At 61.8% G+C, this 15,579-nt stretch carries 10 protein-coding genes; 4 read left to right on the top strand and 6 right to left on the bottom strand.

The genetic code is table 11. The features are described 5' to 3' along the window. Nucleotides 1-28: 28 nt before the first annotated feature. Both CKA38_RS09255 and CKA38_RS09250 read right to left on the bottom strand, forming a co-directional pair. A complete protein-coding gene (locus CKA38_RS09255; protein WP_161554822.1) occupies nucleotides 29-838 on the bottom strand; it encodes a sugar phosphate isomerase/epimerase family protein in 810 nt (269 codons plus the stop codon). A 147-nt stretch (nucleotides 839-985) separates the two neighbouring features. Next, nucleotides 986-2,269 (bottom strand): class II aldolase/adducin family protein, encoded by a 1,284-nt coding sequence (locus CKA38_RS09250; protein ID WP_108825215.1) that lies wholly within the window; start codon nucleotides 2,267-2,269, stop codon nucleotides 986-988. Between the two features lie 140 nt (nucleotides 2,270-2,409). Between CKA38_RS09250 and CKA38_RS09245 the strand changes: the two genes are divergently transcribed. From CKA38_RS09245 to CKA38_RS09235, 3 genes are all read left to right on the top strand, one after another. Next, nucleotides 2,410-3,186, top strand: coding sequence for an RsmE family RNA methyltransferase (locus CKA38_RS09245; RefSeq protein ID WP_108825214.1), 777 nt, complete (start codon nucleotides 2,410-2,412; stop codon nucleotides 3,184-3,186). Nucleotides 3,187-3,286: 100 nt separating this feature from the next. Then, nucleotides 3,287-5,566 (top strand): 3-keto-alpha-glucoside-1,2-lyase-like domain-containing protein, encoded by a 2,280-nt coding sequence (locus tag CKA38_RS09240; RefSeq protein ID WP_152032763.1) that lies wholly within the window; start codon nucleotides 3,287-3,289, stop codon nucleotides 5,564-5,566. A 131-nt stretch (nucleotides 5,567-5,697) separates the two neighbouring features. Then, entirely contained in the window at nucleotides 5,698-7,236 is a 1,539-nt protein-coding gene (locus CKA38_RS09235) for a 3-keto-alpha-glucoside-1,2-lyase-like domain-containing protein (protein ID WP_152032762.1), read from the top strand. Between the two features lie 130 nt (nucleotides 7,237-7,366). On the opposite strand, the gene CKA38_RS09230 is transcribed toward CKA38_RS09235, so the two are convergent. Then, complete coding sequence (locus tag CKA38_RS09230; protein ID WP_108825211.1) at nucleotides 7,367-9,547, bottom strand: glutamine synthetase III family protein; 2,181 nt, start codon at nucleotides 9,545-9,547, stop codon at nucleotides 7,367-7,369. Nucleotides 9,548-9,850: 303 nt separating this feature from the next. On the opposite strand from CKA38_RS09230, the gene aroC reads away from it, so the two are divergent. Further along, nucleotides 9,851-10,945, top strand: a complete 1,095-nt coding sequence (gene aroC, locus CKA38_RS09225; protein WP_108826519.1) for a chorismate synthase — start codon at nucleotides 9,851-9,853, stop codon at nucleotides 10,943-10,945. A gap of 39 nt (nucleotides 10,946-10,984) precedes the next feature. Here the strand turns inward: aroC and mdoH are convergent, their stop codons facing one another. From mdoH to CKA38_RS09210, 3 genes are read right to left on the bottom strand one after another with little or no spacing between them, the layout of a single operon-like run. Beyond that, nucleotides 10,985-13,159, bottom strand: coding sequence for a glucans biosynthesis glucosyltransferase MdoH (mdoH, locus tag CKA38_RS09220; protein ID WP_108825210.1), 2,175 nt, complete (start codon nucleotides 13,157-13,159; stop codon nucleotides 10,985-10,987). Between the two features lie 16 nt (nucleotides 13,160-13,175). Further along, nucleotides 13,176-13,787 (bottom strand): hypothetical protein, encoded by a 612-nt coding sequence (locus tag CKA38_RS09215; protein WP_152032761.1) that lies wholly within the window; start codon nucleotides 13,785-13,787, stop codon nucleotides 13,176-13,178. Beyond that, nucleotides 13,754-15,268 carry an OpgD/OpgG family glucan biosynthesis protein gene (locus tag CKA38_RS09210; protein WP_202863889.1) on the bottom strand — a complete coding sequence of 505 codons (1,515 nt, stop codon included), beginning with the start codon at nucleotides 15,266-15,268 and terminating at the stop codon, nucleotides 13,754-13,756. Before CKA38_RS09210 ends, CKA38_RS09215 begins: the two co-directional genes overlap by 34 nt. Between the last annotated feature and the right edge of the window lie 311 nt (nucleotides 15,269-15,579).

Here is a 15,579-nt window from a genome sequence, read left to right as displayed (position 1 = left end):
CCCCGCTCGCGCACACACACACGCGCCCCTACGCGCGCGCCCATGCCTCCCGGGCAAACGTCACCGTGCGCGCCAGCGTTTCCGGGTTTGTGTCCTCGAGCAGCACATACGCGTAAGGCTTGTGCTGTTTCGCCAGTTTAAAAAACAGCGGATAGTTCAGCAATCCGCCCTCCGTCCCCGCCGCGACTTGTCTGTATGCGCCCTCCGGCGTGATGACAAAATCCTTCGCGTGAAACGCCGCGATGCGCGCGCCGAACAGCGCAAACGATTCCTCGATGATCGCGTCATGGTCCTTGTGGTTGTCCGCGTTCACCAAGTTCACCGGATCAAAAATAATCTGCAAATTGTTCGACTCCACCTCGTCGATCAGCCGCTTGATGCGCCGTGGATTGTTGACCACATACGAGGCCACGCCCTCGACGGCCACGAACACGCCAAATTTTTCCGCCTCGCGCACCAATTCGCGCACGCGCGAAAGCACGCGTTGAAACGCCGCCTCGCCATGGTTCTCCGGATGAAATGCGAAATCCGCGCGCACCGACCCCGTTTCAGTGGCCACCATGCCGCATCCAAAATCGCGCGCATGGCGCAGGTATTCCTTGAAGCGCCCCATCTGGAAACGCGCGTCCGCATCGTCCGGTGTTCCCAGGTTGATGTAGCATCCCAGCACCGCAATCGAAACGCCCTCCGCGCGAAACGCATCGCGCACATGGGTCGCCAGCCCCGGGCTCACGCGTCCCGCGTCCGATTCGAAATCCGGAATCGATTTGACCGCGGCAAACTGCGCCGAGCACAACCCGTGCGCGGCGATCCGCCGTGCCAGATCGTCGAGTGGCATCTTTCCAAAATCATGCGCGCGAACACCAAGTCTCATAGTGCCCGTATCGTGTTCGACCGCCGCGCAAAGCGTCAACCCCGCGGACGGCCAACAGTAAGAAAGCCCCGGGACGTTTGAGCAAACCAACGCGGGTGGCGGCGCGCCCGTTTATTCGACACCGAAAACTTTTTTCAACTCGTCGATCGCCGCGTCCGGCATCGGGACAAGCGGGCCGAGCGGGCGGCTGAGGAAAAGCGCCTCGCATGTCGCCTCCAGCACTTCGAGCCGGTCGAACGCGTCGAGCACGTTTTTGCCGACCACGAGAGCGCCCTCGTTTTCGATGAGGATGACGGGGCGCTTGGCGAGCGACACATGCGCGGCGATTGTTTCCGCGTCGGCGACGACACACGCGTGCCGCAGGCGCGGCACATCGTTGAGCATGATAAAACTCTCCGGAATCGTGCGCGTGCTCAGGGCGGCGTCGGTCATGCAAAACGCGCTCGCATGGGCGGGTTGGGCGTTGATGACCGCGCCCACATCCGGATTTTTTTGATAAATGAGCGCGTGCAAAAGCGCCGCTCGGCTGGGCCGCTTGCCGGCCTCGCAGGCATTGATCGTGGCGCGCACCATGCCGGAGGGTTCGAGCTCAAGGCGGTCGCGGCGGCGCGGCGTGATGACAAACTCATCGCCCGCCAACCGCGCCGAGTATGACCCGACGGTGCTGGTGAGCAGGCGCTGCCTGTAGGAGCGCTGCACAAAATCGCATATCTGCGTGCGAAGCTCCTTCTCGCGGCTGGTCGGCCCGGCATGGGGAAGCTCGGCAAGCCCGGGCAGCGCGCGCTCCACGAGCTGCGCATCCGTGAGCGTGTTGATTTTGCCAAGCGCGGCGGCCTTGCAAAGGGTCTGCGCGACGTATTCGAGTGTTTCGAAACGTTGAAACGCGTCCTTCAAATCGCGCCCGCCAATCACAACGCCATGGTTTTCGAGCATCACGCAATCGGCGCCGCCCGCAAAGGTTTCGGCGATGTTGCGCCCGAGCTCCTCGCTGCCGGGGCACGCATACGCGGCATAGGCGATCTTGCCGCAGACGGCGTGCGCGAGCACCTGCACCCGCGTGTCCGGAATCAACCGGCAAATGCTGAACGCCACGAGCGCGCCGGGATGCGCGTGCACGATGGCCTTGATGTCGGGCCGCCTGCGGTAGATTTCGCGGTGAAAGGGAAACTCGGACGACGGCGGGTGCAACCCCTCGCGCGTGCCGTCGGGACGAACACAAACAATGTCGGAGGAATTCAACCGCCCCTTGTCCACGCGCGCGGGCGTGATCCAGATGCCGCCGTCGGCGTCGCGGATGGAAAGATTGCCGCCGGAGGTGGTGGTCATCTTGTAACGATAGATGCGACGCATTGTTTCGACGAGTTCGTCGCGCGGATGAAGCCAGGAGGAAGCCATGTGAAAAATTAAGAAGTATGAATTAAGAATTAAGAAGTCCAAATCAATGGCAACGGCGCATGCGCAATGGAACCAACATTTACAGGCACCCGCAATTTTCTGACTTCTTAATTCCTAATTTCTGCTTTCTACTTATTTCCGTGCCCGATTTTCGTTCCTATTGCCCAAGCCCGGCTGATGCCGCGAACGCAACGGAGCTTTTGCTCTCCGCCGAGGAGTCGCATCATCTCGTCGCGGTCAATCGCGCCCGCCGCGGCGATCCCGTGATCGCATTCGACGGTCACGGACGCGAATGGACCTGCGAACTCGCGCGCGATTCCAAAAACGCCGCCGTGCTCAAAGTCCTTTCCTCGCGCCAGGCCGCCGCGTTTCCCTTTCGCATCACACTCGCGCAAGCGCTGCCCAAGGGGCCGTCGATGGACGCCATCGTGCGCAAGGCCACCGAAATCGGCGCCGCGCGCATCGTGCCGCTCGAAAGCGAGCGCACCCAAGTGCACTTTGACTCCAAGCGTGAGGATAAAAAAACGGACAAGTGGCGCGTCGCCGCACTCGAAGCCGCCAAGCAATGCGGCAACCCCTGGCTGCCCGAAATCCAGCCCGTGCAAAATGCGACCGCGTTCATGCGCGCAAGCGCGACGCCCGGGGCCGGCTATGACCTGCGCCTCATCGCCAGCCTTCACGAAGGCGCGCGCACGCTCAAAACCATCCTCGCCGACTTCCGCGCCGCGCACGAAAACAACGCGCCCCGAAACGTGCTCTGGCTCATCGGCCCCGAGGGTGATTTTTCCCCGGCTGAAATGGACGCGGCGCGCGGCGCCGCCATCGAGCCGGTGACGCTCGGGCCGCTCGTGCTGCGTTGCGAAACCGCGGCGGTTTACGCACTGAGCATATTGAGTTACGAGCTGCAAAATATGTGACTAAATATTCAGGCTTTTTCGCCTCGCCCTGATTCGATGCGGGTAGTTAATTGCTGCCCTAAATTTTTCGCTTCTTATGCAAATACGCATCCCTGCCCTCATGAGCTTGTTCGCTTGCGCGCTTGTCGCGCACGCGCAACAAAACGCAACCGAGCTTCCGCCGCTTCCAAGGCCCGAACTCACCGAACAATGGGAACCGGTTCCGCCCGTCGTCAGCGTGCCCGCGTCGACCGGAATTCCGTCCGACGCCGTTGTGCTTTTCGACGGCAGCAATCTCGACGCGTGGGAGTCAACCGACAAGAAAAACGCCACGCCGCGCTGGAAACTCGACCCCGCGGAACGCTCCATGACCGTCGTTCCCAAGACTGGCAACCTGCGCACCAAGGCCTCGTTTGGCGACGTGCAGATCCACCTCGAATGGCGCTCGCCCGCCGTCATCAAAAAAGAGGGCCAGGGCCGCGGCAACAGCGGTGTGCTCATCATGGGACTCTACGAACTGCAAGTGCTCGACTCCCACGAAAACCCGACCTACGCCAACGGACAGGCCGGATCGATCTACAAACAATTTCCGCCCCTGGTGAACGCATCCCGCATACCCGGCGAATGGCAAACCTACGACATCGTGTTCATCGCGCCGCGCTTTAATGCCGACGGCTCGCTCGCCTCGCCCGCGCGCATGACCGCGATCCACAACGGCGTGGTCGTCCAGCACGACACCGTGCTCCGCGGCCCCACCGAGTATCGGGGCCTGCCCGCATACAAGGCCCACGCCGGCAAGCTGCCCTTCACGCTCCAAAACCACGGCGGCGACCTTGTCTCCTTCCGCAACATCTGGGTGCGCGACCTCTCATTCCCGCCGCCGCCTCCGATTCCCGACCTTCCCCCCCTCCCTACGCACCGCCTCCGAAAAAGAAATAACTCTCCGAAAAACACATCCCTAACAATGAAACACTCCAATACCAAAAACACATCCGCGACTCCCAACGCGCTCTCACGCCGCCGCTTCCTCCAAACCGCCGCCACAGCCACGGCGGCAGTGGCGTTCGGCGCGCCGTTCATCTCGCGCTCCTGGGCCGCCGCCGGAGCGAAGTCCCCGTATAGAAACCTCGTCTCCGCCAACCGCAAAGTCCGCGTTGCCTGCATCGGCATCGGCGGCCGAGGTTACAGCAACCTCTCCGGCATTATCGACGCCGGCGGGGAAATCGCCGCGCTTTGCGACGTGCACTTCGAGCGCGGCTCGCGCGCGTTCTACGGACATCCGAATGTGCCCCGCTACCGCGATTTCCGGCAAATGCTCGAGGAAATGGACAAGAAGATCGACGCCGTCGCCATTTCCACGCCCGACCACATGCACTTCCCGGCGACGCTCATGGCGATCGAGCGCGGCAAGCACGTTTACGTTGAAAAACCCCTCACGCACACCATCGGCGAGGCGCGCGTCCTGAAGGCCGCCACCCAAAAGCACGGTGTTGTTTCCCAAATGGGCAACCAGGGCCACGCCAAGGAAGGCACGCGCCTCACCAAGGAATGGATCGACGCCGGAGTCATCGGCACGGTGCGCGAAATCCACAGCTGGACAAACCGCCCCGGCGTGCCCGGACGCCGCCCGATCTGGCCGCAGGACGTTCCCTGGCCCACCAAGGACACCGAGAAAACGCGCTATGCGCTCAGCCCCGACACGCTCGACTGGAACCTCTGGCTCGGCGTCGCCCCCGTGCGCCCCTACACGCACAACCTCGCCCCATTCGACTGGCGCGGTTTCTGGGACTACGGCTGCGGCGCGCTCGGCGACATGGGCTGCCACATCATGGACGCCGCCTACTGGGCGCTCAACCTCAGCGGCGATTGCAAAGTCTCCGCCGACGCCGAGGGCGGCTCCGCCGTCTGCGGCCCCAAGGCCTCCACGATCACCTACGAATTCCCCGCGCGCGGCTCGCTCCCGCCCATCAAATACGTCTGGTATGACGGCGGCCGCAAACCCGTCGCCCCCAAGGAACTCGGCGCCGACGGCAAACTCAGCACCGGCGGCACGCTCTACTACGGCGACAAGGGCATCATGTATTCGCCGAGCGATTACTCGGAATCCGTCAAGCTCCTGCCCGAGTCGAAAATGAAGGAATTCACCAAGCGCCCGGCCAGGACCATCCGCCGCATTCCCAAGGCCAACCAATACCGCGAGTGGCTCGACGCCATCCAGGGCGGCGAGCACGCGCCCGGCTCCAACATCGTTGACCACGCCGCCGGCCTCACCGAATTCGTCTCGCTCGGCAACCTCGCCCTGCGCACCGGCAAACCCATCCAATGGGACGCCACCCGCGCCGTGTGCACCGGAATGCCCGAAGCCCAAATCCTCATCAACAAAAACTACCGCGTGTATTAAAAGGCTGAAGAACTGAAGGGCTGAAGGACTGAATTCAGAAAACCAAATTCCAGAAATTTGAAAATTTGAAGCCAGTCAACCAGCCCTCCGGTCCTCACCACGACAAACACAACGCAACATCAAACTTCATCATGAAAAAACAACTCTTCGCGCTCTCCGCGCTCCTGCTTTCACTCTTCACCCTTCACGCATCGCTCAATGCCGCCTCCGGTGGCATCGAGCTCGGCCTCCAGTCATACACCTTCCGCACGAAGCAATTCAACCTCACCCTCGAGGATGCCCTTGATCGCGCGGTCGCGATGAAAATCAAAAACATCCAAGCCTATCCCGGGCATAAAATCTCCGCCAAGGTCGATGAAAAGTTCGGGCACAACATGAGCGCCGCCGCCAAGGCAGAGGTCCGCAATCTCTTCAAGAAACGCGGCCTCAACCTCACCAGCTACGGCGTCGTCAACGGCAAGACCGAGGACGAGTGGCGCCAAATCTTCGCCTTCGCCAAGGAAATGGGCCTGCGCGATGTCGCCGTCGAGCCGAAGGACACCAGCGTCATACCGCTCATCGCCAAACTCGCCGGGGAATACGGCGTCAAGGCCGCAGTCCACAACCACGCGAAACCAACCGTTTACGCCGATCCCGAATTCGCCCTCGCCACCGTCGCGCCCCATGCGAAAACCATGGGACTGTGCGCCGACACCGGCCACTGGACGCGCAGCGGTTACGACCCCGTCGCCACGCTTCGCAAAGCCGAGGGCCGCCTTGTCTCGCTCCACTTCAAGGACCTCACCGAGCGCGGTGTGAAAGCCGCGCAGGACATGCCGTGGGGCACCGGCGCGAGTGACGCCGCCCTGCAAATCCTCGAACTGCGCCGCCAGGGATTCAAGGGCATCGCCTACATGGAATACGAAAACAAAGTGCCGGTCGCTCAACTCGACGCCGACACCGCCCTCTGCGCTGACTGGTTTCACCGCGCCCTCGCCGCCAGCGACGACGACCTGCGCAACGGCCGCGTGCTCCCCGCCGGTTATGTCAATGAAAAGAACATCTCCAAGCAATGGGCCAAGAAACGCCCCTCCAGCACCGAACGCTGGCCCGGCCCCAGCCCGCTCTTTAACGACACCCTCTCCAACGCGCAGTTCAAGGCAGGCACATGGGAATTCGTTGACGGCGTCCTCACCGGCAAGGCCAACGGCACCATCTGGACAAAGGAAAACTACGGCGACTTCGCATTGAACCTCGACTTCCGCTGCGCGGAAAAAGGCGACAGCGGCATCATCCTGCGCTGCACCGACATTTCCAAATGGGTGCAAAACGGCATCGAGGTGCAGATTCAGCAAAATGAATCCAAAAATCCGAAATACGCCATGGGCGCCGTGGTTGACATATCCGAGCCCAGCCGCCAGATCGAAATCGAACCCGGCCGCTGGTATCACGCCACTGTCATCGCCCAGGGTCCGAAGCTCCAGGTCGCGATCGACGGCGAGCGTGTGATCAACATCGACCTCTCCAAGTGGAAGGAAGCCGGCAAGAACCCGGACGGCACCAAGAACAAATTCCAAAAGCCATATGCCGAAATGGTCGGCGAAGGCCGCATCGGCCTGCAGTATTACACCAACAAACCCGTCTCCTTCCGCAACGTGGTTGTTGAGCGAATCCCCGCCAAGACGGAGTAAAAAACTCCGGCCCAAAGCCATTCAAAACAAGACGCGCCGGATGAAATATCCGGCGCGTTTTTTTGCGCACTGCCGTTGTTCGCCTTCGGAAAAAGAACGCTCAACGCATGTTCGATAAAAGGCCGGGGCCTTATTTTATGAACAGCATTTCCTCGTAGGTGGGCACAGGCCAGGTGTCGTCGGGACACACGGTTTCGAGGGCGTCGACCGCCTGGCGAATCGCGTTGAGCTGCGGGAGAACTTCGTGGCAATAGTGCCGCGCCTCGGCGAGCAGGTCGGGCAGTGTCGCCTGCTTGCCGCGCATGCCGGTGAGCTTGTCGAGTTCGTTTTGAAGGCCGGCGATGAGCGTGCTGACGCGTTCGAAAAGGCGCGTGTCGGGCACGGCGCCAACGGCCTTGATTTCGTTGATGTTCCGGGCGAGCTCGGTTTGGTAGCGAATCGCGGTGGGAATGTATTTTGTGCTCACCATTTCGATTACGATGCGCGTCTCGACGTTGAGCGCCTTGCAGTATTGCTCGAGCGCGATCTCGCGGCGCGATTCGAGCTCGCGCTTGGTGAGCACCTTCATGCGCTCGAAACACTCGACGGTGTCGGGCGCGACCATCCACACGGCCGCGTCAGGCGTGGTTTTTAAATTGAGCAGGCCGAGGCGCTCGGCTTCGCGGTGCCACTCGGGCGAGTAGCCGTTGCCATTGAATATGACCGCGCCGTTTTCCCTGGCGATCTGGGTCAGGACCTCGGAGACGGCGTCCTCAAGTTTTTTGCCGTCGGCGACGCCTTTTTCGAGCTGGTCGGCGATGCGGTTGAGCGAGCCGGCGACGATGGTGTTGAGCGCGGCGAGGGGCGCGCCGATGGACTGGTTGGAACCGACGGCGCGGAACTCGAATTTATTTCCGGTGAAGGCGAAGGGCGAGGTGCGGTTGCGGTCGCCGGTGTCGCGCTGGAGAACGGGAAGCGAGTCCACGCCGAGCTGGATGGTGCCCGCCTTTTTGGAGGAGCAGGCGCGGCCTTTCTTGAGTTGCTCAAAAACGTCGGAAAGTTGCGCGCCGAGAAAGATGGATATGATTGCGGGCGGCGCCTCGTTGGCCCCGAGGCGCTGGTCGTTGCTGGCCGAGCCGACGAGGGCGCGGAGGAGCCCGCCGTGGCGGTGGACGGCGCGAATGATCGCCGCGCAGAAAACGAGAAACTGCATGTTCTCATGCGGCGTGGCGCCGGGATCGAGAAGGTTGCCCTGCACGCTGTTGCCGAGCGACCAGTTGAGGTGCTTGCCGGAGCCGTTGACGCCGGAGAAGGGCTTTTCGTGGAGGATGCACTCGAAGCCGTATTTGCGGGCGACGCGCTTGAGCACGATCATCGTGAGCTGCTGATGATCGGCGGCGACATTGGCGTTTTCGTAAACGGGGGCGATTTCGTATTGCGAGGGCGCGACTTCGTTGTGGCGTGTCTTGATCGGCACGCCGAGTTTGTAGAGCTCGGCCTCGCACTCGTGCATGTAGGCGAGCACGCGCTCGGGGATGACGCCGTAGTATTGGTCGGCAAACTCCTGCCCCTTGGGCGGACGCGCGCCGAACAGCGTGCGCCCGGCGGTCATGAGGTCGGGCCGGGCAAGGAAGAAATTGCGGTCGATGAGAAAGTATTCCTGCTCGGGGCCGGCGGTCGGCGTGACGAGGGGAACATCGGTGTGACCGAAAAGTTTCAGTATGCGGCGCGCCTGTTCGTCGAGCGCCTCGGCGGAACGCAGGATCGGGGTTTTCAGGTCTAGGCTTTCACCCGTCCACGAGACAAAAACCGTCGGAATGCAAAGCGTGGCGCCGTTGGGATTCTCGAGAAGGTAGCACGGGCTGGTCACATCCCACGCCGTGTAACCGCGAGCCTCGAATGTGGCGCGAATGCCGCCGGAGGGCAGCGCGGAGGCGTCGGATTCGCCGAGGATGAGTTGTTTGCCGGAAAACTCGGCGATGGCGCCGTCCTTGCCGTCGGGTTCGAGAAAGCTGTCGTGTTTTTCTGCGGTGAGCCCGGTGAGCGGTTGAAAGACGTGCGCGTAGTGCGTCGCGCCGCGCTCGAGCGCCCAGTCCTTGATGGCGGTGGCGACGGCGTCGGCGGTGGCGGGTTCGAGCTTCGAGACAGTCTCGATGGTTTTGCGAAGCGACTTGTAGATGGCCTTGGGAAGGCGCGCCTGCATGAGCTCGTCGGTGAAAACATTCCGCCCAAACAACTCGGCGGTGTGGCTTTCATTGAAGGCCACGGTTGCGGTGACGCGGTAGTTGTTGGCGGCTGAGATCGCGCTTAATCGTGCTGGGCTTACGCTCATGTGGGAAGTGTGGTGCGGAGATCGGAATGCGGAACGAGGATATGCGAAAGGGTTTCTGATGAGGTTTTTTGGACGGGAACTCAAGCACGAGCTTTGGCGGATTACGGACTTCATCCATGCCTTGAAGCAAGAACTGGGCCAGCGCCCGCGCGAACCAAGCCACGATTCGCCATCACACTTTCCCGTCGCATTTCCAAAACGAGGCCGGCCAAATCTACATTGTTTCAAGAGCCCCCCATCGCGCTCGCAATTGCCATTTGAATCTTGCGGAGCGGGGCCGCGGCGGGTGTGTTTATCGACACGATGCCAAACAGTTTCGGAAAGATGTTCACGATTACGACCTGGGGAGAAAGCCACGGCGCGGGCGTGGGCGTGGTGGTGGACGGATGCCCGCCGCTTCTGCCAATCACAGCGGAGGAAATCCAGGCCGAACTCGACCGGCGGCGTCCGGGGCAAAGCGACATCGTGACTCCGCGCAACGAGGCCGACGCGGTGGAAATCCTATCCGGCGTGTTCGAGGGAAAAACAACCGGCACGCCAATCGCCATGCTGGTGCGCAACGCCGACCAGCGCCCCGGCGCATACGACGAGATGCGCGAAAAATTCCGCCCGTCGCACGCCGATTTCACTTATCAGGCGAAATATGGCGTGCGCGATCACCGCGGCGGCGGACGCAGCTCCGCGCGCGAAACAATCGGCCGCGTGGCGGCCGGCGCGATCGCGAAAAAACTGCTGGCAACCAAGGGCGTCGAAATCCGCGCGTTCGTGACGCGTGTGCAGGATGTCGCAATACCGGAGACCGTGCTTTCGGAAATGCCGTTTCCATCGCCCGGGCAAATCGAAGCCAGCGCGGTGCGCTGCCCGCACACGGCGACGGCGGAGGCGATGATCGAGCGCATCAAGGAAGTGCGCGCCGCGGGCGATTCCGTGGGCGGCGTGATTCGGTGCCGCGTGCGCGGCATTCCCGCCGGATTGGGCGAACCGGTGTTTGACCGGCTGGAGGCGGACCTGGCGAAGGCGATGCTTTCGCTGCCCGCGTCGAAAGGTTTTGAAATCGGAAGCGGTTTTGCGGGAACGCTGTTAAAAGGCTCCGAGCACAATGACGCATGGATCTCGCAGGACGGAAAACCGCGCACGGCGACAAACCGCTCCGGCGGCGTGCAAGGCGGCATCAGCAACGGCGAGGAGATTTTTTTCAACGTGGCATTCAAACCGACCGCCACGATTATGCTGCCGCAAAAAACCGTCGATGCGCACGGCGCGCAAACGGAACTGACCGGGCGCGGACGTCACGACGCATGCGTGCTGCCGCGCGCGGTGCCGATTGTCGAGTCAATGGCCGCGCTGGTGCTCGTCGACCACTGGATGCGACAAAACGCGCAACGCGGGACGTTTTAATTGTGAGCAAGCCGCGCCGTTTTCGGTTTTGACGCGCCATCAGCGATACAACGCCGTCACGGGAGTGGTTGTGAGCACGTTGTATTGGCGCACGGCGAGCCGCCACCATTCGGCAAGGTCGCGCGCCGGACGCCGCCAGAGTTCGCGGTGCAGCCAGATCATGGATTCCGCATCGTGGAGCAGGCTCATTTTTTCCTTCTGCGCGAGCGCACCGGGGCCGTCCAAAAGCAGGCGGTCGCGCAAGTGCGCGAAGTATTCGCGCGCCTCCTCGCTGCTCGTCTCCTTTTGCCGCAACATCGAAACATGCACGGCGTTCACATACGGATCGAGCACGGCCTGAAGCAAACCGTAGTCAGCGCGCAACACATCCAGCGGACGCATCTGCTTGTAACATTCCTCCAAGTTCAAACGCAACCGGCGCAGTTCATACGGCGGGCGCGTTTCCTCGGGCGTGAGAATCAATCCCGCCTCCGCCGCGGCGCGCCCGAAGCGCAGTTTTCCCAGGCCGATCGAAATCGGAATCGAAAACACCATCCCGGCCAGCACCGGCGAAAGCCACCAGAAGAACACCGGACGGATGTAAAACGCCAGCGCGCCCCACGCCAAACCAAAGGCGATGTGCGGCGCGTGCGTGATGATCGCCTCGCGCCAGTCGGTGCCGTCATCGCCGCCGCGTTTCTGCGTGACCCACGACACGCCCTTCCCCAGCAGCGTGTAAACGACAAACTTGCTGTGGAAAAGCATGTTGACCGGCGCCAGAAACACCGAGAGCGCAACCTCCAGCAGCGTGCTCGCGACGAGATTTTTTCTCCCGCCAAACGACTCCGCCGCATCGCGATTTTTCAGCGTCAGGAAAACGCTCATGAACTTCGACGCAAACAGCATCACCATCGTTAGCAAAAAGAGCGTGAGCGCCTCCGTCGCCTGCATCGGCATGCCAAAAACCGACGCGTCGCCGTGCGTCGCAAGCGCTCCCGCGAACGACTCTCCCACCGCCCGCCCGTGCGAGTTTGCGACGCCAAAGGCATAAACGGTGCCGAGCATCATGAACAACAGCCACAATGGCGACGACACATACGCCATCACGCCCATGAGCAGATGCAGGCGGTTGACCGGCCTGAACCCTTTCGCCAGCAGCAGCCAGCTGTGCTGCATGTTGCCCTGGCACCAGCGCCGGTCGCGCTTGGCGCTGTCGATCAGCGTCGGCGGCCCCTCCTCGTAGGTGCCCTCAATATCGCCCGCGAGCCACACCTGCCAGCCCGCCTTGCGCATGAGCGCGGCCTCGACAAAATCGTGCGACAGGATGCGTCCGCCAAACGGTTCGTGCCCCGGCAGCTCCGGCAGCCCGCAATGCTCGATGAACGGCTGCACGCGAATGACCGCGTTGTGCCCCCAGTAGTTGCCCGTGTCCTGCTGCCAAAAATTCAGCCCCGCGAGAAACAACGGACTGTAGAGCCGGTTCGCGAATTGTTGCAGGCGCGCATAAAGCGTCTCGCCGTTCACGAGGCGCGGCGCGGTCTGGATGATGCCTACTCCGGGATTTTTTTCCATCATCGCGACCAGTTTCACCAGCGCGTCGCCCGACATGATGCTGTCCGCGTCGAGCACGACCATGTAGCGGTATTTCCTTCCCCAGCGGCGCAGAAAATCGGCCACGTTGCCCGCCTTCTTGTTAATTTGCTGGCGGCGTTTGCGGTAGAAAATTTTTCCAAAGCCCCCGACCTGCTTGCAAAGCTCCACCCACGCCACCTCCTCCTGAACCAACTGGTTTGGCTGGTTGGAGTCGCTGAGGATGAAAAAATCGAAATGCTCCAGCCGCCCCGTCTCCTGCAACGAGCGAAACACCACGCGCAATCCCTCAAAAACGCGGCTCACATCCTCGTTGAACACCGGCATCACGACCGCCGTGCCCGCCAGTTGCGGAGATTCGCCAGGCGCGATGGTATTGGCAATCTGCCGGCGATCCCCGCCCCGGATCGAGATGACAAAGCCGGTCAGCGCCGTCACAAACCCCAGAGCGATCTGCGCAAACAAAATCACAAACAACACAAGCATCGCGCACTCCAGCGGGGTGAGCCGCCCGTCGAAACGCCAGAACAGATCGGCCATGAGCCACGTCGCGGCGCCCGTGATCATGAAGACGAGCGTGAAAAACACACGCCTGCGGCGCGCAATTTTTCGAGGAGCGTTCAGTTCGTGCGGAGTTATTGTCATGCGATAAAAACCCGCCTTATCGGGTGAACAAAAAGATGCCCGCGAAGACCGCCGCGAAAAAAATCCAGAGCGCGCATGTTTTCAAAACCGGCCAGCGCTCCATGCGCTCCAATGTCTCGCCCGCCGCCCCGGTGATCACGCCCAGGTCAATCGGCCTCGGCACCATGTTCGACACCGCCATGTTCGGCCCCGCCGTGATCGAGCTCTCGCGCATGGTCCTCGCGAACTCCTCCGGGATTTCGCCTGTATCCAGGAATGAATACGGCCACTTGGTCGCGCCGTTCGTGAGCAGCAGCGCCACGCGGCCCGTCGCCGCCAGCCGCTCCCCAGGAACGTCGCAGCCCGCGAACACCGCGCCGAACCAGCGATCCATCCACGCTTCGGTTTCCACGGCGGCAAGCGTGGTGGGATCAAGCGAGGGATTCCGCTCATGGCGTTTCGCGGCGTGCTCGAGAATCGCCTGAATCAACCGGCTCTGGTGCAGGCGCGAGTGAATCCGGTGCGCGCGCAGATAATCCTCCACGCGCGCATAGGCGGCGTTCCAGGCCTCGATTGAGCCGGTGCGCGGGCGAAATCCCTCCGGCAGCAGGTCGTTCATCGCGTCTCCGGATTCCACAGGTAACTCCATGTTTCGGTGAGCGCCCCGCCGCGGTTGTTGCGCAGGAAGCACCGCAGTTCCACGGGCTTTCCGGAACCGTCGGGCTCGATGGCAAACGCGGCGCGCCACGTGTTGTTGTGGGGATTTTTTTCCGCGCTCACATGCGCGACCCTCGCACCGTCGCCCACGGTCACAACCGCCTCCACCTTTTCCCCGGCGGACAGCTTCGCCAGAGCGTCGCCGCCATAATCGACCCAGAACCGCCGCAGATTTGTTTCGTGCGTAAACGATCTTCCCTGGCGCGTGGAAACGACAATTCCCGTCCGGGGCGCGGGCGTGTTTCCGCCGGCCTCGTTGAACCAGTGCATCCGATACGACACGCGCAACGGCTCGCCCGCGGGTGGCAGCGTGAAGGGCGACCAAAAGGCGACGATGTTGTCGTTGGTCTCGTCCGGCGTGGGCAACTCAACAAGGCGCACCTCTCCCCTGCCCCAGTCGCCAACCGGCTCCACCCACACGCTCGGCCGCAAATGATACGCCGCCTCGATGTCATGGTAATTTTCAAAATCGCGCTCGCGTTGCATCAACCCGAAGCCGCGCGGATTCTCGTCCGAGAAGCTGGAAACACTCATCGCGCGCGGGTTGTCGAGCGGACGCCACAGCCACTCGCCCGTTCCCGTGTGCAGCGAAAGCCCGTCCGAGTCGTGCACCTCCGGACGCAAATCATCCGGATGCGACGCGCTCGATTTGCCGAACCAAAACATGCTCGTGAGCGGCGCGATTCCGAAAACCTGCCGCCCCTCCGCCTTCGCCGCGCGCCGGTAAATCACCGCGTTAACCTCAATCAGGGTGACGCCGCCCGGCTTGATCAAAAACTGATACGCGCCCGTCACGCTCGGGCTGTCCATGAGCGCCCACACGCGCAGACCCTTCGCATTCGCCATGGGACGCTCGACCCAGAATTCCTCGAATACCGGAAACTCCTCGCCGCCCGGCCCGGCGGTGTCGATTGCCAGCCCTCGCGCGGAAAGCCCGTAATGCGAGCCCTTAGCCAGCGCGCGGAAATAACTCGCGCCCTGAAACACAATCAAGTCGTCCCACACGCCGGGCTTGTTGAGCTGGTTGTGCACGCGCAATCCACTGAACCCCATGTCCGCCGGAAGACCGGAACCGGCGGCCTGCGCCGCGCCGCGATAGTCAAACGCCTCCGCCGAAAACGGAATCCGCGCCGCCCTGCCGTCAACGACCTCGTTGATCCGCACCGTGTGCAACTGGATGAACCCCGGATGAAAAAACTGCATGCGAAACGGAATATCATCGCGCACCCACAACGCATGATCCGCCCTGTAGGCGATCTGCCGGTATTCGTCGTAATTCAGCCGCCTCAAGGCCTCCGGCACGCGCGATGGCGGAGCGACGTAAGGCTTGGCAGCCATCGCGGCGGCACGCTCCTGCAATTTTTCAAAATCAAACGCATCCTGTGCAACGGCCGACGATGCGGCGGCCGTCATGACAACGCCGCACAAAACCGCGCTTATTGCGCGCAAAAGCACCTGACATCTGAATCGAGACAACATGGTTGTGTGGAAAATCAAAAACGAAACAGACCGCGATTCGGAAAAAAGGTTACGCGCCGGGACAATCCATGAAAAACGCCATGCCCAAACCGCTCTCACGTAGCGTTTTTACGACTTACTTATTATTTCACGCCTTGTGAAACAAAGGCCCGTTTGAGTGGCCATACGATATCATCGACCGGGCAAATTGCCAAAGTGCGGTTATTGAAAAACCCTACGCTGCCTCCAACGAGTCGCGTTCGAAA

It is taken from the genome of Ereboglobus luteus (assembly GCF_003096195.1).
Classification (GTDB): Bacteria; Verrucomicrobiota; Verrucomicrobiia; order Opitutales; family Opitutaceae; genus Ereboglobus; species Ereboglobus luteus.
Note: the sequence above shows the minus strand (reverse complement) of the source record. Positions and strands in the feature narration are given on the sequence as shown.

What these genes read in the sequence shown, in the direction of transcription:
- CKA38_RS09250 (WP_108825215.1), bottom strand. Translation starts at nt 2,269, where the DNA reads ATGGCTTCCTCCTGGCTTCATCCGCGCGACGAACTCGTCGAAACAATG.
- mdoH (WP_108825210.1), bottom strand. Translation starts at nt 13,159, where the DNA reads ATGACAATAACTCCGCACGAACTGAACGCTCCTCGAAAAATTGCGCGC.
- CKA38_RS09215 (WP_152032761.1), bottom strand. Translation starts at nt 13,787, where the DNA reads ATGGAGTTACCTGTGGAATCCGGAGACGCGATGAACGACCTGCTGCCG.
- CKA38_RS09230 (WP_108825211.1), bottom strand. Translation starts at nt 9,547, where the DNA reads ATGAGCGTAAGCCCAGCACGATTAAGCGCGATCTCAGCCGCCAACAAC.
- CKA38_RS09235 (WP_152032762.1), top strand. Translation starts at nt 5,698, where the DNA reads ATGAAAAAACAACTCTTCGCGCTCTCCGCGCTCCTGCTTTCACTCTTC.
- aroC (WP_108826519.1), top strand. Translation starts at nt 9,851, where the DNA reads ATGCCAAACAGTTTCGGAAAGATGTTCACGATTACGACCTGGGGAGAA.
- CKA38_RS09240 (WP_152032763.1), top strand. Translation starts at nt 3,287, where the DNA reads ATGAGCTTGTTCGCTTGCGCGCTTGTCGCGCACGCGCAACAAAACGCA.
- CKA38_RS09210 (WP_202863889.1), bottom strand. Translation starts at nt 15,268, where the DNA reads ATGACGGCCGCCGCATCGTCGGCCGTTGCACAGGATGCGTTTGATTTT.
- CKA38_RS09255 (WP_161554822.1), bottom strand. Translation starts at nt 838, where the DNA reads ATGCCACTCGACGATCTGGCACGGCGGATCGCCGCGCACGGGTTGTGC.